This is a genomic window from Streptomyces sp. PA03-1a, from assembly GCF_033792805.1.
Classification (GTDB): Bacteria; Actinomycetota; Actinomycetes; order Streptomycetales; family Streptomycetaceae; genus Actinacidiphila.
Genome location: NZ_JARAVO010000167.1, coordinates 1 through 21566, shown reverse-complemented (window position 1 = coordinate 21566; position 21566 = coordinate 1). Strand labels below are relative to the sequence as shown.

The 21566-nt window shown below is 73.9% G+C and carries 20 protein-coding genes and 1 pseudogene; 16 read left to right on the top strand and 5 right to left on the bottom strand.

The features are described from left to right. The 4 genes from PV341_RS30860 to PV341_RS30845 form a co-directional block, all read left to right on the top strand. Positions 1-607 (top strand): C40 family peptidase (locus PV341_RS30860; RefSeq protein ID WP_500359546.1); only part of this gene is annotated, 607 nt, incomplete at its 5' end. Positions 608-754: 147 nt separating this feature from the next. Next, the gene (locus PV341_RS30855) at positions 755-1810 is read left to right on the top strand and encodes a C40 family peptidase (protein WP_500329911.1); all 1056 of its coding nucleotides are present in this window, start codon (positions 755-757) and stop codon (positions 1808-1810) included. A gap of 31 nt (positions 1811-1841) precedes the next feature. Beyond that, positions 1842-3017 carry a hypothetical protein gene (locus PV341_RS30850; protein ID WP_500329910.1) on the top strand — a complete coding sequence of 392 codons (1176 nt, stop codon included), beginning with the start codon at positions 1842-1844 and terminating at the stop codon, positions 3015-3017. Further along, positions 3014-4105: a M48 family metallopeptidase gene (locus tag PV341_RS30845; protein ID WP_500359544.1), complete on the top strand. Its 1092-nt coding sequence runs from the start codon at positions 3014-3016 to the stop codon at positions 4103-4105. Before PV341_RS30850 ends, PV341_RS30845 begins: the two co-directional genes overlap by 4 nt. 290 nt (positions 4106-4395) lie before the next feature. Here PV341_RS30845 and PV341_RS30840 read toward each other — a convergent pair whose 3' ends face one another. After that, positions 4396-4920 (bottom strand): PadR family transcriptional regulator, encoded by a 525-nt coding sequence (locus PV341_RS30840; RefSeq protein ID WP_500329907.1) that lies wholly within the window; start codon positions 4918-4920, stop codon positions 4396-4398. 106 nt (positions 4921-5026) lie between these two features. Between PV341_RS30840 and PV341_RS30835 the strand changes: the two genes are divergently transcribed. Next, positions 5027-6427 (top strand): MATE family efflux transporter, encoded by a 1401-nt coding sequence (locus PV341_RS30835; RefSeq protein WP_500329905.1) that lies wholly within the window; start codon positions 5027-5029, stop codon positions 6425-6427. On the opposite strand, the gene PV341_RS30830 is transcribed toward PV341_RS30835, so the two are convergent. Further along, positions 6309-7559, bottom strand: a complete 1251-nt coding sequence (locus PV341_RS30830) for a glycosyltransferase 87 family protein (protein ID WP_500329904.1) — start codon at positions 7557-7559, stop codon at positions 6309-6311. The genes PV341_RS30835 and PV341_RS30830 overlap by 119 nt on opposite strands. 133 nt (positions 7560-7692) lie before the next feature. On the opposite strand from PV341_RS30830, the gene PV341_RS30825 reads away from it, so the two are divergent. Both PV341_RS30825 and PV341_RS30820 read left to right on the top strand, forming a co-directional pair. Beyond that, positions 7693-8823 carry a glycosyltransferase family 4 protein gene (locus tag PV341_RS30825; RefSeq protein WP_500329902.1) on the top strand — a complete coding sequence of 377 codons (1131 nt, stop codon included), beginning with the start codon at positions 7693-7695 and terminating at the stop codon, positions 8821-8823. Between the two features lie 55 nt (positions 8824-8878). Next, positions 8879-10498: a GMC oxidoreductase gene (locus PV341_RS30820; protein ID WP_500329901.1), complete on the top strand. Its 1620-nt coding sequence runs from the start codon at positions 8879-8881 to the stop codon at positions 10496-10498. Positions 10499-10574: 76 nt separating this feature from the next. On the opposite strand, the gene PV341_RS30815 is transcribed toward PV341_RS30820, so the two are convergent. Next, positions 10575-12371 (bottom strand): AMP-dependent synthetase/ligase, encoded by a 1797-nt coding sequence (locus PV341_RS30815; RefSeq protein ID WP_500359543.1) that lies wholly within the window; start codon positions 12369-12371, stop codon positions 10575-10577. A 284-nt stretch (positions 12372-12655) separates the two neighbouring features. Between PV341_RS30815 and PV341_RS30810 the strand changes: the two genes are divergently transcribed. The 6 genes from PV341_RS30810 (at position 12656) to PV341_RS30785 (ending at position 17602) form a co-directional block, all read left to right on the top strand. Beyond that, positions 12656-13423, top strand: a complete 768-nt coding sequence (locus PV341_RS30810) for a metallophosphoesterase family protein (RefSeq protein ID WP_499511406.1) — start codon at positions 12656-12658, stop codon at positions 13421-13423. A gap of 97 nt (positions 13424-13520) precedes the next feature. Next, complete coding sequence (locus tag PV341_RS30805; protein WP_499511405.1) at positions 13521-13964, top strand: SRPBCC family protein; 444 nt, start codon at positions 13521-13523, stop codon at positions 13962-13964. A gap of 1 nt (position 13965) precedes the next feature. Then, the gene (locus PV341_RS30800) at positions 13966-15195 is read left to right on the top strand and encodes an ArsA family ATPase (RefSeq protein WP_500359542.1); all 1230 of its coding nucleotides are present in this window, start codon (positions 13966-13968) and stop codon (positions 15193-15195) included. Between the two features lie 68 nt (positions 15196-15263). Then, on the top strand, positions 15264-15665 hold the full coding sequence (locus PV341_RS30795; RefSeq protein ID WP_500329896.1) for a DUF5304 family protein: 402 nt from the start codon (positions 15264-15266) through the stop codon (positions 15663-15665). A 104-nt stretch (positions 15666-15769) separates the two neighbouring features. Continuing rightward, positions 15770-16711, top strand: a complete 942-nt coding sequence (locus tag PV341_RS30790) for an ROK family glucokinase (protein WP_500329895.1) — start codon at positions 15770-15772, stop codon at positions 16709-16711. Between the two features lie 126 nt (positions 16712-16837). Next, the gene (locus tag PV341_RS30785; RefSeq protein WP_500359540.1) at positions 16838-17602 is read left to right on the top strand and encodes an endonuclease/exonuclease/phosphatase family protein; all 765 of its coding nucleotides are present in this window, start codon (positions 16838-16840) and stop codon (positions 17600-17602) included. 12 nt (positions 17603-17614) lie between these two features. Here PV341_RS30785 and PV341_RS30780 read toward each other — a convergent pair whose 3' ends face one another. Continuing rightward, the gene (locus tag PV341_RS30780; protein WP_499511400.1) at positions 17615-18187 is read right to left on the bottom strand and encodes a hypothetical protein; all 573 of its coding nucleotides are present in this window, start codon (positions 18185-18187) and stop codon (positions 17615-17617) included. Beyond that, positions 18180-18965: an alpha/beta hydrolase gene (locus PV341_RS30775; protein ID WP_499511399.1), complete on the bottom strand. Its 786-nt coding sequence runs from the start codon at positions 18963-18965 to the stop codon at positions 18180-18182. Before PV341_RS30775 ends, PV341_RS30780 begins: the two co-directional genes overlap by 8 nt. A gap of 127 nt (positions 18966-19092) precedes the next feature. On the opposite strand from PV341_RS30775, the gene PV341_RS30770 reads away from it, so the two are divergent. From PV341_RS30770 to PV341_RS30760, 3 genes and pseudogenes are all read left to right on the top strand, one after another. Further along, positions 19093-19812, top strand: coding sequence for a lysophospholipid acyltransferase family protein (locus PV341_RS30770; RefSeq protein ID WP_500359538.1), 720 nt, complete (start codon positions 19093-19095; stop codon positions 19810-19812). 112 nt (positions 19813-19924) lie between these two features. Then, a complete protein-coding gene (macS, locus tag PV341_RS30765) occupies positions 19925-21085 on the top strand; it encodes a MacS family sensor histidine kinase (protein WP_500359547.1) in 1161 nt (386 codons plus the stop codon). Positions 21086-21102: 17 nt separating this feature from the next. After that, positions 21103-21552, top strand: a pseudogene (locus tag PV341_RS30760) (response regulator); the annotation flags it as partial. Positions 21553-21566: the final 14 nt, after the last annotated feature.

The window sequence follows — 21566 nt, the reverse complement described above, 5'->3', positions numbered from 1 at the left end:
GGCCGAGGCGCTCCAGCAGATCGCGGAGAAGAAGCGCACCCTCAACCAGCAGAAGGCGGAGGCCGCGAGCAAGCTCAACGAGCTCGACGAGACCCGCACGGAACTGGGCAAGAAGAAGAAGGAAGTCCAGGCGAAGCTGGCCGAGGCGCAGAAGCTCCTCAACTCGCTGACCGCCGCCCAGCGTGCTTCCCTCACCGCCGCGGAGAACCGGGCCAACCGCTCCAACGAGCGCGTCGACCTGGGCAACGTTCCGCCGGCCTCCTCGCTCGCCGCCGCCGCCCTCTCGGCCGCGCAGAGCAAGATCGGTTCGCCGTACGTCTACGGCGCGACCGGCCCGAGCTCCTTCGACTGCTCCGGCCTCACCTCCTGGGCCTACGCCCAGGCCGGCGCCTCGATACCGCGCACCTCCCAGTCCCAGGCCAACGCGGGCACGCGCCTGTCGATGGGCCAGCTCGCGCCCGGCGACCTCGTCATCTTCTACGGCGACCAGCACCACGTGGCCCTGTACGCGGGCAACGGCATGGTCCTGCACGCGCCGCGCACCGGTACGGTCGTGCGCTACGAGTCCATCAACAACATGCCGTTCCAGTTCGGCGTCCGGATCTGACCGGAAGCGCCGACGCCCGTTGAACCTATCGGGTGATCTCGTACGGTGACGGTCCGGCGGTGACCTGCGCAAGCGGAGTCCCGCCCGGCCGCCCGGCGGTACCCGGTCTTTGAACTCCCCGTGTCCGGCTGACTACTGTCAGCCGACGTGCCATCTCATCGACGCATCCCGCAGCCCGGCCGGGCCCCGCGTACCTCCAGGGCCACGGTCCTGACGGCGGCGGCCACCGCCGCCGCCGCGATGGCGGGCGCGGCCGGCACCGCGCAGACGGCCGCCGCCGACCCGGCGGACACCCCCGTCGATGTCGCTGCCCGCATCGACCACCTCTACACCCAGGCCGAACGGGCCACCGAGCAGTTCAACGCCGCCCGTGAGAACACCCAGCGGCTCCGGCGCGAGGTGGAGGTGCTCCAGGACCGGGCCGCGCGCGGCCAGGAGCGGGTCAACCGGCTCCGCGACGACCTCGGCACGCTCGCCGGGGCCCAGTACCGCGGCGGGGGAGTGGACCCCACCCTCGCCCTGCTGCTCTCTGCCGACCCCGCGACCTACCTCGACCGGGCCGCCACCCTCGACCGGATCAGCAGCCGTGGCGACGCGCGGCTGGGCGAACTCCGCTCCGCCCAGCGGTTCCTGGACCAGGAACGCTCCCGGGCCACCGAACGCCTCGACGAACTCGAGCGGGCCCGCACCAGCCTCACGGCCCGCAAGAAGGCCGTGCAGCGCAAGCTGATGGCGGCCGCCCGCCTGGTCAACTCCCTCTCCCCGGAGGACCGGGCCCGGCTCGCCCGCCGCCTGGAGGCCCGTGCCTCCCGTTCCGGCCGGATGGTCGACATCCCCGACCTCGGCCCCCTGTCCGTACGCGCCGCGACGGCCGTCGCCGCCGCGCGCTCCGCCGTCGGCTCCCCCTACGTCTGGGGTGCCACCGGCCCCGGCTCCTTCGACTGCTCCGGCCTGATGGTCTGGGCGTACCGCCAGGCCGGCGTGGGCCTGCCCCGCACCTCCCAGGCCCAGCTGCACGCCGGGCGGCACGTGCCGCTCGGCCAGGCCCGCCCCGGCGACCTGGTCATCTACCGCGGCGACGCCAGTCACGTCGCCATGTACGTCGGTGACGGCCAGGTCATCCACGCCCCGTACCCCGGCGCCCGGGTCCGCTACGACCCCGTCGCCATGCTGCCGATCTCGGCGGTGACCCGGCCCACGTGACCGCCCCTGCCCAGACCGTACGATCGGCGGCGTGGCCCTCTTCCGCTCGCCGACCCGCGCCGTGGCCGCCGCGCTGTGCTGCGCGGCGGTGCTGCTCGCGGGCTGCGGACCCGCGGGCGACGGGACGGCGGAGCACGGGGGGCCCGGGGAACCGGTCGTAAGGCAGCTGCTGGAACGGCGGGCCGACGCGGTCCTGGGGCACGACGAGAAGGCGTACCTGGCCGATGTGACGCCCGCCCGGCACGCCGCCGAGCGCCAGGTCTTCCGCAACCTGGAGGAGCTCCCGCTCGTCTCCTGGTCGTACCGGCTGGTCTCCACCGAGGGCGCGGACCCGGTGACCGCCCGCGTCCAGCTGCGCTACCGCCTGGGGGGCTACGACAGCACCCCGGTCACCACCGACGAGTCCCTGCTGCTGCGCGCGGACGGCACCGGACGCTGGCGGGTGGCCGGCGACGGCGACCCGGGCGGCCTGCTGTGGGAACAGGGCCCGCTGCACGTCGTCCGCGGCAGCCACAGCCTCGTCCTCGGCACCGGCGACCGAACCGAACTGGCCGGGTACGCCACCGACGCGGACCGGGCCGTCCCGCAGGTGCGGCGGGCCTGGGGCGGACAGGGCTGGACCGGGCGGGTGGTGCTGGAAGTGCCGTCCTCGCTGCGGCGGATGGGGCAGCTCCTGGACGCCCCGGCGCAGACGTACGCGGGCGTCGCGGCCGTCACCACCGGGGAGGTCGGCGGCAGCGGGACCGCGCCCGCCGGACGCGTCATAGTCAACCCCGAGGCCTTCGCGGGGCTGTCGGCCTTCGGCCGCCAGGTCGTGCTCACCCACGAGACCACCCACGTCGCCACGCGCGCCGCGACGACCTCCCGCACCCCGCTGTGGCTCTCCGAGGGCTTCGCCGACTGGGTCGCCTACCGGGACTCCGGCCGTACGGCGGCGAGCCTGGCACCCGAGCTGCGCCGGGACGTCACGGCCTCGGGGCCGCCCGGTCACCTCCCCGCGGACGCCGACTTCGCGCCCGGTGCGCTCGCGCAGGCCCAGGCGTACGAGGGCGCCTGGCTGGCCTGCCGGCTCATCGCCGACACCTGGGGCGCCGACCGGCTGGTCGCGCTGTACCGTTCCGGTGCGGATCTGCGCGGCACGCTCGGCATCGACGGGGACGCCTTCACCGAGCGCTGGCGGGCCTACGTCAAGGGGGAGTTGGGATGAGCGCCACGGACGGGGACTTCACGCCGGAGGAGACCGCGCGCGGCAGGGCGCTGCGCCGCGCGCAACTGCCCTTCCTGCTCGGCGGCCGCCTCGCCGGGCTCGCGCTGCTGCTCGTGCTGGGGCTGACCCCCGCGGGCGCCGCCCTCACCGGGCTGTTCGGCGACGCCTGGGCCTCCCGCGTAGCGGCCGGCGGCCTGCTGCTGGTGCTGCTCCAGCAGGCGGTCACCCTGCCGTTCTCCGCCCGGGTCCGCGTCGTCCGGCGCCGCTACGGGCTCGTCACCCAGGGCTGGGGCGGCTGGGCCGTCGACGTCCTGCGCGGGCTGCTCGTCTCCGTACCGCTCGTGCTGGCCGCGCTGTACGGCTACTACGGCCTCGGCTGGGCCTGGGCCGCCCTGGGTGCCGTCTGCGCGGCCGTCGTGCTGTCCTGGCTCGCCCCGGTCGTGCTGGAACCGCTCTTCAACCGCTTCCGGCCGATGGAGGACGGGCCCCTGCGCGACGCGCTGCTGGCCCTGGCCGAGCGCGACGGGATCCCCGTGCGGGCGGTGCTCGTCGCCGACGCGTCCCGGCGGACGACCGCGCTCAACGCGTACGTCTCCGGCTTCGGCCGCACCCGGCGGATCGTCGCCTACGACACGCTGCTCGGCACGGCCCCGGCGGAGGAGGTCGAACTCGTCGTCGCCCACGAACTGGGCCACGTCAAGCACCGCGACGTACCGCGCGGCACGCTGCTCGGCGCCGTCGGCGCGGGGGCGGGGGTCTGCGTGCTCTCCGCGGTCATGGCCGCCTCCTCCTACGGCACCGATGACCCCCGCGGGCTGTTCCTGCTGGCCGCGGTGGCCGCGGTGCTGTCGGCGTGCGCCGGGCCGTTCGGCTGCGCCCTGAGCCGGCGGATCGAACGGCGGGCGGACGTGCACGCGCTGGAACTGACCCGGGACGCCGAGCGGTTCATCGCCATGCAGCGACGCCTCACCGTCACCAACGTCTCCGACCCCGACCCCCCGCGCCTGCTGCACGTCCTCTTCGGCACGCACCCCACCCCCGTCCAGCGCATCGCCGCCGCCCGCGCGTTCGCCTCCGCCACGGGGTAGCGCCCGGCGCGGCGCAGGCGCTCCGCGCCGAACGCGCCACCCTCGCGCGCCCGGCGCGGTCTGCCCGGGAGGTGGGGTCCGGGCGAGGACTTCCGTGAGCCGTTCGCGTCCGCGTGGGCCGTGGCGCGGGGCACGTTCTGGCGGCGGGGGCCGTCCGCCTTCTCGGCGCGCACCGGTGGCAGGGAAGGACGCCGCCGCAGCTCGTCGTACGGGCCGCGGGCACCGTGCGCCTCCCCGGCGGGGCGCGCCTCGATGCCGGGGCCTCGTGCGCGTCCGCGGGCGGCCCGGGCTCAGGCGGTGAGGTCCGCGAGGGCCTCCGTGAGCCATTCGCGCTCCGCGTGGCCCGTGGCGCGGGCTACGCGGAGCATGCCCTGGCGGAAGGGGTCGTCCGCCTCCTCGGCGCGCACCGGCCTGCCGCGGTCGTAGAAGAAGCTGGAGGGGGTCTCCAGGAACTCCAGCCGGCGCCGCAGCACGGCCGCCTGGGCCGTCGCGTCGGGCAGGTGCCTCAGGAAGGCGAGCACGGCGAAGAAGCGGGTGGAGTCGGTGATCTCGATCGGCTTGGGGTCGCGGAGCCGGGCGAGCAGCCGCGCGCGCCCGGTGTCGGTGAGCGAGAGCACGCGGCGCGGTGCGGCGCCGACGCCCGGCTCGGTGTGCTCGCTGACCAGTCCTGCGGCGGTGAGGCGGTTGATGGCCGGGTAGAGCGCGCCGTCGCTGACCGGGCGGACGTGGCCGTTGAGTGCGGCGATGCGCTCCTTGAGCTCGTAGCCGTGCAGGGATTCCTTGAACAGGAAGCCCAGGATCGTCAGCTCCAGCACCGTTCGCCACCTTTCTCGATCATGCGTTCGCACTTGCCCGTGTGGTGCCATGATGCTACCTCTAAACGTGGTATCTCGAATCGAGGTACCGGAGGGGAGGGGACCCATGACGCACCGCGCCCGGCTGGTCGCACTGGCCGGCCCGGTCTACCTGGAACTGCTCGCGGGTGTCGTCGCCGGGATCATCGACGTGCTGTGGGTGGCGCGGCTCGGCGGCGGGGGAGCGGCCGTCGCGGCCGTGGCGGTGGCCACGAACACCGAGAACGTGCTGCTCGGGGTGGTGCTGATGGCCGCGCAGGGGACGACGGTGCTGGTCTCGCGGGCCGCCGGGGCGCGGGACCCGGCGGCGGTCAGGGCGGCGGTGCGCGGCGGGTGGGCGCTGTGCGCGCTGCTGACCCCGGCCGTGGCCGTCGGAGGCTTCCTGTGCCGGGAGCCGCTGGCGGCGCTGCTGCTCGGTGCCCACGGCGACCCGGTGGCGGTCCGCCTCGCGGCCGGGTACTTCGCGGTCTCGCTCCCCGGCACCGCGGTGTTCTACGCACAGAACACCCTGGACGGGGTCTTCAAGGGGGGCGGCGACACCCGCACCCCGATGCGGCTCGCCCTGCTGGCGGGCGGGCTGATCCTGCTCCTCGACCCGTTCCTGATCCACGCCCTCGGGGTGCGGGGCGCGGCCGTCGCCACCGTCGCGGGCCGAACCGTGGCCCTCGCCGCGGGGCTGGCGCTGCTGCGCCGCAACCCCCTGGTGCGGCAGGCCGCGCAGGTGCCGCCCGCAGAACCGGTGGCGGCCGCGCTGCGCCGTACCGCCGTGACCGGGGCGCCGATGGCGGCGGACTTCCTGGTCCGGATGGCCGGCACGCTGACCCTGGTGGCGATCGTGGCCCGGCTGGGCGTCGCCCAGGTCGCGGCGTACGGGATCGCGACCAAGGCGATGTACGTGGCGACGATGGGCTTCTACGCCGTGCGCCAGGCGGCCTCGATCCACACCGCGTACCACCTGGGCGCCGGCCGCGACGAGCGGTACGCCATCGGGCGCCGGGCCCTGCTGCTCGGCGGTGGGCTCGGACTCCTCGCGGCGGTCGTCCTGCTGCCCGCCGCGCCGTGGGTCATGGCCGCCTTCGGCGCGGAGCCCGGCGTGGCGGCGGCCGGGACGGTCTTCCTGCGCACCCTCGGCCCGTACCTGGTGCTGCTGGGGTGCTTCATCGCGCTGGGCGGTGTCTTCCAGGGCGGCGGCGGGGCCACCCTGCTGGTCCGGGTGACGCTGGTGGGCACGGCGGTGCAGCTGCCGCTGGCCTACGCGCTGGCGGGCCCGGCCGGGCTGGGGCTCGTGGGCGTCGGCGTGGCGCTGGCCGTCGCGGCGGGCTTGCAGTGCCTGGCCGTGACGGTGGTCTTCACCAGGTCAGCAGCTTCTCGGCGTCCTGGCCGTGCTCGGGCTCAGGCGCGGCCTGCGCCCTGCGCGCCCTCTCCGGCAGGCCCGTCGAAGCCACCCACAGCCGGCGGCAGGCGATGACGGAGGCGGCGACCAGCAGGCCGTTGCGGAGCAGCAGCAGGGCGATGCCGAGGTCGGTGCTGCCGACGACGTCGGCGAAGCGCACCGGGAACTCGTACAGGGTGAGCACCGTCGCCGCCAGCACCAGCACCGCGGGCAGCGCCATCACGCTGGCCCGCAGCGTGAGGCAGACGGCCGCCAGGCCGATCAGCCAGATCATGTACTGGGGGCTGATCACGCGGCTGGTCGTGGTGAACAGCAGCACCGCGGTGAACGCGGCGTCGAAGGGCGTGCTCGGGCCGTACGTCCGGGTCCGCAGCCGCCACAGCAGCAGCCACGCGAAGGCCACCGCGGTCAGCCCGAGGGCGAGGTCGCTGACCAGGCCCACGTAGGGCCCGAGGAACTCCACCGAGCCGTAGTTGAGCAGGACCTGCCCCTGCCAGCCGTGGTGCCGGGCGATGTGGAAGACCAGGGAACCCAGGGACTCCACCTCGGTGCCCCGCTCGCCCTGGAAGCGCAGGAAGGCGAAGGCCCCCGGCATCCACAGCCAGAAGCCCAGGGCGAGGACGCCCGCCCCGGCCACGGCCGCCGTCCAGATCCGGCGGTCGCGAACCCCGGTGAGCAGCAGCACCGGCCAGACCTTGAGCATCGCGCCGAACGCGATCAGCGCGCCCGCGACCCTGGGGCGGCGCACCGTCGCCAGCAGCGCGGCCATGGCGACGGCGGTGACCATCACGTCGTAGCGCGCGTACGCGGTCGGCCCCAGCAGCGGCACGCCCAGCACCCACACGTAGGCGCCGGCCACCCGCCGTCCCTCGCCGCGCGAACCGCGCAGCAGCAGCGCGAAGGCGACGAGGTCGGCGGCGCAGGCGAGCCAGAAGAACGCGGTCGCGTAGTCGAGGAACGGCAGCATCGCGGGGGCGAGCACCGCGAGCGCGGCGGCGGGCGGGTACTGCCAGGTGACGTCGTGGTGGGGGAAGGTGCCGGTCCGCAGGACCTCGTACCAGCCGTGGTAGATCACCGAGACGTCGGTGGTCACGTCCAGCGGGGACAGGGTGAGCACCTTGAAGACGTAGAGCAGCAGCACGACCCGGGTGGCCGCCCAGGCGAGGACCGGCCCGACCGGGAGCCGCTTGCCGCTGTCGCCTGCCATGTCCACCTCGTCGAATCGGTTCTGCTGTGATGATGCACGATGCCGGTCTCACCCGTGGACAGGCTGTGGAGCTTAGACGCGCGAGGGGCCGCGGTCGGTTGCCGCGGACCGCACCGGATACCCTCGGCGACGTATGGACAAGACCTTGATCGTCACCAACGACTTCCCGCCACGCCCCGGTGGCATCCAGGCGTTCGTGCACAGCATGGCGCTGCGCCTCGATCCCGGCCGGGTGGTGGTGTACGCGTCGACCTGGCGGGACGGCTCCGAGGTCGCCGCGTTCGACGCCGAGCAGCCCTTCCCGGTCGTACGTGATCGTACGACGATGTTGCTGCCGACCCCGAGGGTGACCCGGCGCGCCGCCGCGCTCCTGCGCGAGCACGGCTGCACCTCGGTGTGGTTCGGGGCCGCGGCCCCGCTCGGGCTGATGGCGCCCGCGCTGCGGAAGGCCGGGGCCCGCCGGCTGGTGGCGACGACCCACGGGCACGAGGCGGGGTGGGCGCAGTTGCCCGCGAGCCGCGGGCTGCTGCGGCGGATCGGCGAGGGCACCGACACGATCACCTACCTGGGCGAGTACACCCGGTCCCGGATCGCCCGGGCACTGACGCCGCAGGCCGCCGGGCGCATGGTGCAACTGCCGCCGGGCGTGGACGAGAAGACCTTCCACCCGGCCTCCGGCGGCGAGGCGGTGCGCGCCCGGCTGGGGCTCACCGACCGGCCGGTGGTCGTCTGCGTCTCCCGCCTGGTGCCGCGCAAGGGCCAGGACACCCTCATCGAGGCGATGCCGACGATCCTGGCCGCCCAGCCCGACGCCGTCCTGCTCGTCGTGGGCGGCGGCCCGTACGCGGACGACCTGAAGCGGCTCGCCGAGCGGACCGGGGTGGCGGAGTCGGTGCGGTTCACCGGGGCCGTGCCGTGGCAGGAGCTGCCCGCGCACTTCGGCGCCGGTGACGTCTTCGCCATGCCGTGCCGCACGCGCCGGGGCGGGCTGGACGTCGAGGGGCTCGGCATCGTCTACCTGGAGGCCTCGGCCACCGGCCTGCCGGTCGTCGCGGGCGACTCCGGCGGGGCGCCGGACGCGGTGCTGGACGGCGAGACCGGCTGGGTGGTGCGCGGCGGGGAGCCCGCGGAGGCAGCCGAGCGGATCCTGGTGCTGCTGGGCGACGCGGAACTGCGGCGCCGGATGGGCGAGCGCGGACGCAAGTGGGTCGAGGACGCCTGGCGGTGGGATCTGCTCGCCGAGCGGCTCAAGGCCCTCTTGTAAAAGACCATGAGCGCACGGTATGGGCGGAATCCGCCGTTCCGCCCATGATGCGCCCATGACAGCAAACCTGACGCGTCGTCAGATTCTGGGCATCGCCGCCCTGCAGACGGCATCCGTGATGGGTCTCACCCGCATCGGGCTCTCCCCGGCCGCCGCGGCGGACCGGGAGCCCGCCGGCTACGCGCCGGCCGTCGTCGTCGGCTCCGGCTACGGAGGCGCGGTCGCGGCGTTACGCCTGGCCGAGGCGGGCGTGAGCACCCTCGTACTGGAGATGGGGCGGGCGTGGGACACGCCGGCCCCCGACGGCAAGGTCTTCTGCAACACCGCCTCGCCGGACCGGCGCTCCATGTGGTTCCGCACCCGCACCGCGGCGCCCCTGGCCACCTTCCTCTGGCTCGACGTGGTCAACAAGGACATCACCCCGTACCCCGGCGTCCTGGACCGCGTCGACCACCCCGGCATGTCCGTCTACGTCGGCCGCGGCGTCGGCGGCGGCTCCCTCGTCAACGGCGGCATGGCCGTCACACCGGACCGCGCCTACTTCCGGGAGGTCCTCCCGCAGGTCGACGCGGACGCCATGTACGGCACGTGGTTCCCGCTGGCCAACCGCATGCTCGGCGTCAACACCGTCGCGCCCGACTGGTTCGAGGGCACCGAGTGGTACCAGTTCACCCGCGTCTCCCGCGCCCAGGCCGCCCGGGCCGGGCTCGCCACCACCTTCGTGCCCAACGTCTACGACTTCGACTACATGCAGCGCGAGGCCGCGGGCACCGCCACCAAGTCGGCCCTGGCCCAGGAGGTCATCTACGGCAACAACTTCGGCAAGCGCAGCCTCGACCGGACCTACCTCGCCGCCGCGCTCGGCACCGGCAACGTCACCATCGAGACGCTCAGCCACGTGAAGGCGGTCCGCCGCGACCCCGACGGCACCTACGTGCTCACGGTGGCGCAGACCGACCTCACCGGCGCCGTCGTCGCCACCCGCGAGGTCGGCTGCCGCGCCCTGTTCCTCGCCGCGGGCAGCCTCGGCACCACCGAACTGCTGCTGCGCGCCCGGGAGACGGGCGCCCTGCCCGACCTCAGCGCCGCCGTCGGCAAGGGCTGGGCGGGCAACGGCAACATCATGCTCGGCCGCGCCAACCACCTGTGGAACCCCACCGGCGCCCACCAGTCGACCATCCCCGTGATGGGCATCAACGACTGGAACAACGCCGCCAACCCGGTGTTCGCCGAGATCGCCCCGCTCCCCATCGGCCTGGAGACGTGGATCAGCCTCTACCTCGCGATCACCAAGAACCCCGAGCGGGGCACCTTCGTCTACGACCCGGCCACCGACGCGGCCGTGCTGAACTGGACCCGCTCCCAGAACCAGCCCTCGGTCGCCGCCGCGAAGACCCTCTTCGACCGCGTCAACCGGGCCAACGCCACCATCTACCGCTACGACCTGTTCGGCGGCAACCGGGTCTTCGCCGACGACTTCTGCTACCACCCGCTCGGCGGCTGCGTCCTCGGCAGCGCCACCGACGCCTACGGCCGCGCGGACGGCTACGACGGCCTGTACGTCGTCGACGGCTCGCTCGTCCCCGGCTCCATCGGGGTCAACCCGTTCGTCACCATCACCGCCCTGGCCGAGCGCACCATGGCCAGGGTCCTGGCCCGGGACGGCATCACCTAGGAACGCCGGTGGCCGCCGTACGCCCGAGGGGTACGGCGGCCACCGTCGACGTGGGTGAGGGCCCGTCAGCGCGGGCTCACCTGCCGTAGATCGCGGCGATCTCGTCCGCGAAGTCCCGCAGCACCACGTTGCGCTTCAGCTTCAGCGAGGGCGTCACGTGACCGGACTCCTCGGTGAACTGCGTCGCCAGGACACGGAACTTCTTGACCGCCTCCGCCTTGGACACCGCGGCGTTGCCGTCGTCGATCGCCGACTGCACCTCGGCCAGCAGCTCCGCGTCCTCACGCAGCTCCGCGACGCTGCGGCCGGACTTGCCGTGCTGCTGGGCCCAGCGGGGCAGGAACTCCTCGTCCAGGGTGACCAGCGCGCCGATGAAGGGCTTGCCGTCGCCGACCACCATGCACTCGGCGACCAGCGCGTGGGCCCGGATGCGGTCCTCGATCACGGCCGGGGCGACGTTCTTGCCGCCCGCGGTGACGATGATCTCCTTCTTGCGGCCGGTGATGGTGATGTAGCCGTCCTCGTCCAGCGTCCCGACGTCGCCGGTGTGGAACCAGCCGTCGGTGACGGCCTCGGTGGTGGCCGCCTCGTTGTTCCAGTAGCCCGCGAACAGGTGCTCGCCGTGGAGCATGACCTCGCCGTCGTCGGCGATGCGGACCGTGGAGCCCGGCAGCGGCTGGCCGACGGTGCCGATCTTGGTGCGGTCCCAGGGGTTGAAGGCGGTGGCCGCACAGGACTCGGTCAGGCCGTAGCCCTCCAGCACCGTGAAGCCGATGCCGCGGTAGAAGTGGCCCAGCCGCTCGCCCAGCGGGGCCCCGCCGGAGATCGAGTACTCGGCGCGGCCGCCGAGCACGGCGCGCAGCTTGCTGTAGACCAGCCGGTCGAAGACCTTGTGCTTGAACTTCAGGCCGAGCGAGGGACCGCCGGCCGAGTCCAGCGCGCGGCTGTACTCGATCGCCACGTCGGTGGCCTTGTCGAAGACCTTCCCCTTGCCGCCGGCCTGCGCCTGGGCGCGCGCGGAGTTGTAGACCTTCTCGAAGACCCGCGGCACGCCCAGCAGCAGCGTCGGGCGGAAGGCGGCCAGTTCGCCGGTGAGGTTCTTGGTGTCGCTGACGTGCCCGAGCTTGATCGGCGCCATGATCGCGGCCACCTCGACCAGCCGTCCGAAGACGTGCGCGAGCGGCAGGAAGAGCAGGATCGAGGAGTCCCCGGTGCGGAAGAGCGGCTTCAGGCGCTCCACGACGTTGCCGCACTCGGCGAAGAACGCGCGGTGCGTGAGCACGCAGCCCTTGGGGCGCCCGGTCGTGCCCGAGGTGTACACGATGGTGGCGGGGGAGTCGGCCTTGGCCCAGGCGCTGCGCTCGTCCACGGTCGCCTCGGCGACGTCCGTGCCGGCCGCGCCGAGGGTCTCCACCGCGCCCGCCTCGATCCGCCACACGTGCTTCAGCTGCGGCAGGCGGTCGCGCACCGACTCCACGGACTTCTCGTGGGCCTCGGTCTCCACCACGGCCGCGACGGCGCCGGAGTCGCCGAGGATCCACTCGATCTGCTCGGCGGAGGAGGTCTCGTAGACCGGGACGGTGACCGCGCCCGCGCTCCAGATGGCGAAGTCGAACAGCGTCCACTCGTAGCGGGTGCGGGAGATCAGGGCCACCCGGTCGCCGGGCTGCACGCCCGAGGCGATCAGGCCCTTGGCGGCGGCGCGCACCTCGGCGAGGAAGGTGGTCGAGGTGACGTCGGCCCAGTCACCGGTCACGGTCTTCCGGGCGATGACGGCAACGTCCGGGTGCTGAGCGGCGTTGCGGCGGATGAGATCCGTCAGATTGCCGTCCGCGGGGACCTCGTAGAGAGCCGGAAGGCTGAACTCGCGCAAAACTGCTGCTCCTCATCGGCGCCGGCGGCGGTGCTGGCTGCGTCCACTGCATGGTTGAGCGTGGAACGGACGGCCTGGACGTTACCCACCGGTAAAGCTTCAGCGGTAGGGGGTGCCGTGTAGATGTTTTGTGTGTCACATCGTCGTCACACGCCGCAGGCCCGCCGCGACACCGTGCGGATCCACTGGTCGGAAGCCTAGTCGAGGCCCCCGGTGACCCGCAGGTAACCGCAGCCCCGGTGTGCCCTCCCCAACCCCGCCCGGCGCGTCCTACAGTGATCGTCATGCGGGTCCATGTCGTCAGTGACGTCCACGGCGCCTCCGAGGCCCTCGCCGAGGCCGGTGAGGGCGCCGACGCGCTGATCTGCCTCGGCGACCTGATCCTCTTCCTCGACTACGCCGACCACTCGCGGGGCATCTTCCCCGACCTCTTCGGGGCCGAGAACGCCTCCCGCATGGTCGGGCTGCGCACCGCCCTGCGCTGGGACGAGGCCCGCGCCCTCGACCGCGAACTGTGGGCGGGGCTCGGCACCGACCGGCGCACCGCCATCGAGGCCGCCGTGCGCCGCCAGTACGCCGAGCTGTTCGCCGCGTTCCCCACCCCGACGTACGCCACCTACGGCAACGTCGACATCCCCGCGCTCTGGCCGGAGTACGCCCGGCCCGGCACCACGGTGCTCGACGGCACCACCACCGAGATCGGCGGCCTGGTCTTCGGCTTCGTCGGCGGCGGGCTGCGCACCCCGTACCGCACCCCGTACGAGATCGACGACGAGACGTACGCCGCCAAGGTGGCCGCCCTCGGCGAGGTCGACGTGCTGTGCTCGCACATCCCGCCCGCCGTCCCCGAGCTCTGCTACGACACCGTCGCCCGGCGCCTCGAACGCGGCAGCGAGGCGCTGCTCGACGCGATCCGCCGGGTGCGCCCCCGCTACGCGCTCTTCGGCCACGTCCACCAGCCGCTCGTGCCGCGGATGCGCCTGGGCAGGACCGAATGCGTCAACGTCGGCCACTTCAACTCCACCCGGACACCCTGGGCACTGCAATGGTGACCGCCCCGGCGGTCTCCGGCCGCCCGACCAGGCGGTAGCCTTCACCAGCAGACATACAACAGCAGGTACGACGCGACGTCCCGGAGGGGCCACGGCGATGGCGGAACACACCAGGTCGAGCATCACCATCGACGCGGCCCCGGCCGATGTCATGGGCGTCATCGCGGACTTCGCCCGGTACCCGGAGTGGACCGGCGAGGTGAAGGAGGCGGAGATCCTCTCCGCCGGCGGCGACGGCCGTGCCGAGCAGGTCAGGCTCCTCCTGGACGCGGGCGCCATCAAGGACGACCACACCCTCGCCTACACCTGGGTCGGCGACCACGAGGTCCGCTGGACCCTGGTCAAGTCCCAGATGCTGCGCACCCTGGACGGCGCCTACATCCTGGCCCCGCTGGAGGACGGCAAGCGCACCGAGGTCACCTACCAGCTGACCGTCGACGTCAAGATCCCCATGCTCGGCATGATCAAGCGCAAGGCCGAGAAGGTCATCATCGACCGCGCCCTCGCCGGCCTGAAGAAGCGCGTCGAGTCCCAGGGCTGACGTGCGCACGCTCCTGGTCACCGGCACGGGCGGCGCCGGGCGTACGACGGTCGCCGCCGCCACGGCCGTGGCCGCGAGCACGCCCGGGCGGCGTGTGCTGCTGCTCTCCACCGATCGCGACGCCTCCCTCGACGGGGTCCTGGGCCCGGTGCCGCCCCCGTCCGGGGACGGCGGCGGTCCGCAGCCGGACGGGGCGCCCCTGCCCATCGCGCCGGTCGGGTCCGTACCGGGTCTGTGGGCCGCGCGCGTCGACGCGGCCGCCGCCTTCCGGGCCGACGCCGGGGCCGTCCAGCAACGCCTGGGCTCCCTGCTCGACCTGCTCGGCGCGGCCCCGCTGGACCCCGAGGAACTGACCGAACTCCCCGGCGCCGACGCCTTCGCGCTGCTGCGCGCCCTGCGGGACACCGCCGGCGGCTGGGACCTGGTGGTCGTCGACCTCCCGCCGGTCCACGACTCCCTCACCGCACTCGCGCTGCCCGCGCAACTGCGCCGCTACATCGCCCGGCTGGTCCCCCAGGAGCGGCAGGCCGCCCGCGCCCTGCGCCCCGTCCTCGCCCAGCTCGCCGGTGTGCCCGCGCCGGGCGCCTGGGCCTACGAGGCCGCCGCCCGCGCCGACCGGGAACTGGCCGGTGCCCAGGCCGTGATCGAGGACGCCGCCACGACCGTCCGGCTCGTCGTGGCCCCCGGCACGCACGCCGCCGACGCCGTGCGCCGGGCCCGCACCGGACTGGCCCTGTACGGCCACCGCCTCGAGGCCGTGGTCGCCAACCGGATGCTGCCCGCCGAGTCCCCGGACCCCTGGCTGACCGAACTGGCCGCCCACCGGCGCAAGGAAGTGCGCGCCCTGCTCGCGGAACTCGCCGGAACGCCCACCGCGCTCCACGAACTGCCCCACCTCGGCCGGGAGCCGCGCTGCGCCGAGGACCTCGCCCGGCTCGCCGCGCAGCCGCCCGCCGACGCGCCCGAGGGCCCCGCGGCGCCGCCGTGGACCACCGAGGACCGGCTCGCAGCCGAGGGCCACTTCCTCTGGCGGCTGCCCCTGCCGGGCGCGACACGCGACACCGTCGACCTCGTACGCCGCGGCGACGAACTCGTCGTCGACGCCGAGGGATACCGCCGCATCCTCCCGCTGCCCTCCGCGCTGCGCCGCTGCACCGTGGCCGGTGCGGCGCTCCGCGACGGCGCGCTGCAGGTCCGGTTCGCCCCGGATCCCGGTCTTTGGCCCCGCTGAGCGCTGAAAGTGCCGCCCCCGTTCGGGTACCGTCGTGGGTATCAAGCCCGGAGCCTTACGGAGCCACCATGAGCGAATCCACGGACCGCGCGGGCCGCCCCGACACCGATTCAGACGCCTGGGCCAAGGCGAGCGCGGAGGACACCGCCGCGGAGAACGCCCGCCGGCGGCAGCAGAGCGGACAGACCCCCGGCAGTGCCGGCGAGGAGCTGCGGCGTCTCGCGGAAGCGGTCACCGACCGCCTGTCGATGCTCCGCACCCCCGCCGCCGAGATGGCGGCGCAGGGGCTGATCTCGCAGGTCAAGCAGGCGGTTGAGCCGATCGTCGAGCGCAACCCCGAGGTCTTCGACCACCTCGCCGCCGCGGGCGCCGAACTCCTGGCCGCCTACCGCGCCGCGGTGAGCGGGCAGGAACGACGCTGGACCTCCGGCGGGGACACGCCGCCCAGCGAACGCATCGACCTGGACTGAACGGCGCGACGCGGACCCGGGACGAGCATCGGGCCCGAACAGGGCGCGGGTCGCCCTCCGGTACGGTTGGACACAGCGGGGCTCGACCGAATACTGAGGGATACATGGGACTCACCATCGGCGTCGACATCGGCGGCACGAAGATCGCGGCCGGCGTGGTCGACGAGGAAGGCTCGATTCTCGAAATCGTCAAGGTGCCGACCCCGCAGACCTCCGAGGGCGTCGTCGACGCCATCGCGAGCGCGGTGCACGACGTCAGTGTCGGCCACACGGTCGAGGCCGTCGGCATCGGTGCCGCCGGCTACGTCGACGACAAGCGTGCCACCGTGCTCTTCGCGCCCAACATCCGCTGGCGCCACGAGCCGCTGAAGGACAAGGTCGAGCAGCGCGTCGGACTGCCCGTCGTCGTCGAGAACGACGCCAACGCCGCCGCCTGGGGCGAGTACCGCTTCGGTGCCGGCGCGGGCCACGACGACGTCATCTGCATCACCCTCGGCACCGGGCTCGGCGGCGGCATCATCATCGGCAACAAGCTGCGCCGCGGCCGCTTCGGCGTGGCCGGCGAGTTCGGGCACATCCGCATGGTGCCGGACGGTCTGCTGTGCGGCTGCGGCAGCCAGGGCTGCTGGGAGCAGTACGCCTCCGGCCGGGCACTGGTGCGCTACGCCAAGCAGCGGGCCGTCGCCCAGCCGGAGAACGCCACCCTGCTGCTGTCGCTCGGCGACGGCACGCCCGAGGGCATCCAGGGCCAGCACATCAGCCGGGCCGCGCGTGACGGGGACAAGGTCGCGATCGACTCCTTCCGCGAGCTGGCCCGCTGGGCCGGCGCCGGGCTCGCCGACCTGGCCTCGCTCTTCGACCCCTCCGCCTTCATCGTCGGCGGCGGCGTCTCCGACGAGGGCGAACTCGTCCTCGAGCCCATCCGCAAGTCCTTCCGCCGCTGGCTGGTCGGCGGCCAGTACCGGCCGCACGCCCAGGTACTCGCCGCCCAGCTCGGCGGCAAGGCCGGCCTCGTCGGCGCCGCCGACCTCGCCCGCCAGGGCTAGCCCCGGCGGTCACCCGCCCGGCACCGGTGCCCCCGTCACTCCCGGCGAAGGAGTGACGGGGGCGCCCGGCTTCCCGGCCGGGCACACGACGCCCCCGCGCGACCGCGCCGCCGCTACAGTGAGCCCGTGAGCGAGGGCCCGCTGCCGGAGCTGCCGGCGTCCCGTACCGAGCCGGACGGCTCCGCCGTCGTCCGCGTGCTGAGCTACAACATCCGCTCCATGCGGGACGACACCGCGGCGCTCGCCCGGGTGATCCGCGCCTGCGACCCCGACCTCGCGCTGATCCAGGAGGCACCCCGCTTCTTCCGCTGGCGCAAGGCCGTCGCCCGCCTCGCCCGCGCCTGCGGCCTGGTCGCCGTCACCGGCGGGGCCACCGCCACCGGCCCCCTCGTGCTGTCATCCCTGCGGGTGCACGTGGAACGCGCCGAGGACGTCCTGCTGCCCCGCACGCCCGGTCTGCACCGGCGCGGCTTCGCCACCGCCGTCGTGCGCGTCGGCGGCGCCCGCCTGTCCGTCGTCAGCTGCCACCTCTCGCTGCAGGCCCGCGAGCGCTACGACCAGGGCGGCATGCTGCTGGACCGGCTCGCCGCCATGGGCGAGCCGTACGCGGTCGTCGGCGGCGACCTCAACGACCGCCCCAACGGCCGCACCTTCCGCCGGCTCGCCGACGACCTCCAGGACGCCTGGGCGGCCCGGCCCTGGGGCGGCGAGTACACCTCCACCCCGTACGACCCGCACCAGCGGATCGACGCGATCTTCACGACCCCCGGCATCGAGGTCCTCGGCTGCGGGGTGCCGCACGGCCTGCCCGGCATCACCCCGTACGACCTGAGGGCGGCCACGGACCACCTCCCGGTCCTGGCCGCCCTCAAGGTGCCCGCGTCCGCCTGACGGCGGCGCCGGTCAGACCACGGCGCCGCCGCCCGGCAGGTCGTCGTCCTCGTCGCCGCCCGGACGCATGCGCGTCACCAGGGTGGCGAAGCCGCCGAGGAAGCCGCCGACGCCGACGGTGAGAGCCCACCACGGCATCGGTTCCTGGAAGAGGACGAAGCCGAAGATCAGCAGCGGGCCGCCCACGGCGGCCAGCCACGCGAACTTCGTCGTCACGTCCGCCTCCGGCAGCGGCGGCGGCTCCGGCGGCTCGTAGTGCCCCTCGTCCGCGTCCTCATCGAGTGCGTAGTCACGGGGACCGGACAGCACGGGGTGGATGACGATGCGCGTCGCGTCCGGCGCCGCGGGCAGCGCGGACGGGTCCGCAGTGCCCTCGCTCCCGTCGCGCTCGCCGTCGGCCCCGCCCTCGCCGTCCCGCTCCGCGGCCGGGACGTCCTCGGCCTCGGGCCAGGAACCCGTCCCGGGCTCGGGGTCCTTCTCGTACGCCGCGACGATCTCGGCCCACGCCGATTCCTCGTCCAGCGGCGCGCGCTCCGGCTCGCCGCCCTCCGGCACCTGGCGGCGCTCCTCCTCGGGCTCAGCCACTGGCCGCGTCCTCCTTCTCCGCCCGCTCTCCCGCACCCGACAGCCGCTCGACGAAGGCGTACGACTCCTCGAAGACCGTCTCCGCGTCGTGGTCCAGCGTCGCGACGTGGTAACTGCGCTCCAGCACCGTCTCCGTGACGTCCGTCGACGACACCCGGCTCAGCACGACCGCCGAGTTCGACGGGTGCACCACGTGGTCGACCCGGCTGTGCAGCAGCAGGAGCGGCTGCGTCACCTGCGGCAGCTCATGGCGTACCAGCGTCCAGAAACGGCTCAGCGAGTGCACCGCCCGCAGCGGGGTGCGGTCGTAGCCGACCTCCTGCGAGCCCTCCTTCGCGATGTCGCTCGCGATGCCCGGCACGGTGGGGACGAAGTGGCGCAAGAGGGGAACGACCTTCAGCTGATGGCTGTCGGCCTTGACCGAGGGGTTGACCAGGGCGATGCCACTGACCGCGGCGCCGTGCTGCGCGGCCAGCCGCAGGGTCAGGGCCCCGCCCATCGACATTCCGAAGACAAACACGCGGTCACAGCGCTCGGACAGCGCGCGGAATTCCCGGTCCACCTCCGCGTACCAGTCCTCCCAGCCGGTCAGCTGCATGTCCTGCCAGCGCGTGCCGTGCCCCGGCAGCAGCGGTACGGACACGGTCAGGCCCCGCTCGGCCAGGTACTCGGCCCACGGCCGCATGGACTGCGGTGTGCCGGTGAATCCGTGGCACAACAGGACGCCGACCTTGCCGCCGTCGTGGCGGTAGGGCTCGGCTCCGGGCATCAGCGGCACCGTGCGTCTCCTGTTCGGTGGAATGCGCGAAAAGCGATACCTCACAGTACGCGGACGGCCGACACCGGGGGAGAGCACCGGCGGATCTGGCGTTAAGGTCTTCCCGTCAGACACAGGAGGTCATCGGTTGTTGTACGGCGTGATGAAGATCGCCATCGGGCATCCCCTGCGGGCCGCGTTCCGGCCGTGGGTGGAGGGGATGGAGCACATCCCCAAGCAGGGAGCGGCGATCCTGGCGAGCAACCACCTGTCCTTCTCGGACTCCTTCTTCCTGCCGGCCGTGCTCGACCGCAAGGTCACCTTCATCGCCAAGGCCGAGTACTTCACCACGCCCGGCATCAAGGGCAAGCTCACCGCCGCCTTCTTCAAGGGCGTCGGCCAGCTCCCCGTGGACCGCTCCGGCGCGCGCGGCGCCGGCGAGGCCGCGATCAACAGCGGGATAAAGGTCATCGAGGCCGGCGAGCTCTTCGGCATCTACCCCGAGGGCACCCGCTCGCCCGACGGCCGCCTCTACCGCGGCAAGCCCGGCGGCCTGGCCCGCATCGCGCTCGCCACCGGCGCGCCCGTGATCCCGGTCGCCATGATCGACACGGAGAAGATCCAGCCGCCCGGCCAGGTCATGCCCAAGCTGATGCGCCCCGGCATCCGGATCGGCAAGCCGCTGGACTTCAGCCGCTACATGGGCATGGAGCACGACCGCTTCATCCTGCGCTCGGTCACCGACGAGGTGATGTACGAGATCATGAAGCTCTCCGGCCAGGAGTACGTGGACATCTACGCGACCGCCGCCAAGCGGCAGATCGCCGAGGCGGCGAAGAAGCAGCAGCAACAGCACGGCGAGCCCTAGCCGGACGCGCCAGGGGGAAACGGGGGGACGGCCCATGGCCGGGGAGAAGACCGGCGCGACCGGGGGGAGACCCGGCGGGTCCGCCGCCGCGCGGCCCGCACGCGTCGCCCGCATGTCCGTCGAGCAGCCGCTGTGGCGCGCCCTGACCGGCTACCGGTTGCTGACCGCGGCGTACGCCATCGGGCTCTACGCCGCCGCCTACCACGAGCACGCACACCCCCTGGCGGGCGCGGCCTACATGGCGGTGCTCGCCGTGTGGACGCTGGCCACCGTCGGCAAGGTGAGCTCGCCCCAGCGCTGCACCAGGCCCTTCCTCATCGTCGACCTCGGTGTCGCGATCACCGGCATCCTCATCACCCCGGTCGTCGAGGCGCACCAGCGCATCCTCGACGGCGGCCCCACCCTCCCGTCGATCTGGACCGCCGGCTCCGTGCTCGCCTTCGCCATCAAGGGCGGCTGGCGCTGGGCCGCCGCCGCCTCCTGCCTCGTCGGCGGCGCCAACCTCGTCGAGCGCGGCGCCCCGGCGCGCGACACCCTCCACAACGTGCTGCTGGTGGCCATCGCCAGCATCGCCATCGGGTACGTCGTCGAGGTCGCCCGCGCCAGCGAACGCACCCTCGCCCGCGCCCTGCAGATCGAGGCCGCCACCCGCGAGCGGGAGCGCCTGGCCCGCGACATCCACGACAACGTGCTGCAGGTGCTCGCCATGGTGCAGCGGCGCGGCGCCGAGATCGGCGGCGAGGCCGAGGCCCTGGGCCGCATGGCAGGCGAACAGGAGGCCGCCCTGCGCGCCCTGGTCACCGACGGCGCCGCCGCCCTGCCGTCCCCCCGCGGTGCCACCGGCACCGACGCCGACGCCGAGGCCGGCGCCGGCCAGGACCCGGACGCGCCCCGCGACCTGCGCCCGCTGCTCTCCCCGTACGGCAGTGCCCGGGTCACCGTCGCGGCCCCCGGCACCCCCGTCCTCGTCCCGGCCCGCGCAGCACGTGAACTCGCCGCCGCCGTGGGCGCCGCCCTGGAGAACGTCCGCCGGCACGCCGGTGAGGACGCCCACGCCTGGATCCTGGTCGAGGACGAACCCGAGGCCGTACTGGTCAGCGTCCGCGACGACGGCCCCGGCATCCCCGAAGGCCGCCTCGCCGCCGCCGAGGCCGAGGGCAGGCTCGGGGTCGCCCAGTCCATCCGCGGCCGGCTCCGGGACCTCGGCGGCACGGCGGAACTGGTGTCGGTGCCCGGGCAGGGGACAGAAGTCGAGTTGAGGCTCGCGAAGTGAGGGAGGAGATTGGGGTCATGGCGGTGAAGGTGATGGTGGTCGACGACCACCCCATGTGGCGGGACGCGGTGGCCCGCGACCTCACCGAGGCCGGATACGTGGTGGTCGCCACCGCCGGCGACGGTCCGGAGGCGGTACGGCGCGCCAGGGCGGCCATGCCCGAGGTGCTCGTCCTCGACCTCAACCTCCCCGGCCTGTCAGGTGTCCAGGTCTGCAAGGACGTCATCGCCGACAACCCCGCCCTGCGGGTGCTGGTGCTCTCCGCCAGCGGCGAGCACGCGGACGTCCTGGAGGCCGTGAAGTCCGGCGCCACCGGCTACCTGCTGAAGTCCGCCGGCCGCGAGGAACTCCTCGACGCCGTCCGCCGCACCGCCGTCGGCGACCCCGTCTTCACCCCGGGCCTCGCCGGCCTCGTCCTCGGCGAGTACCGCCGCCTCGCCTCCGACCCCGCCCCCGTCGCGGTCGACCTCGACGTCTGACC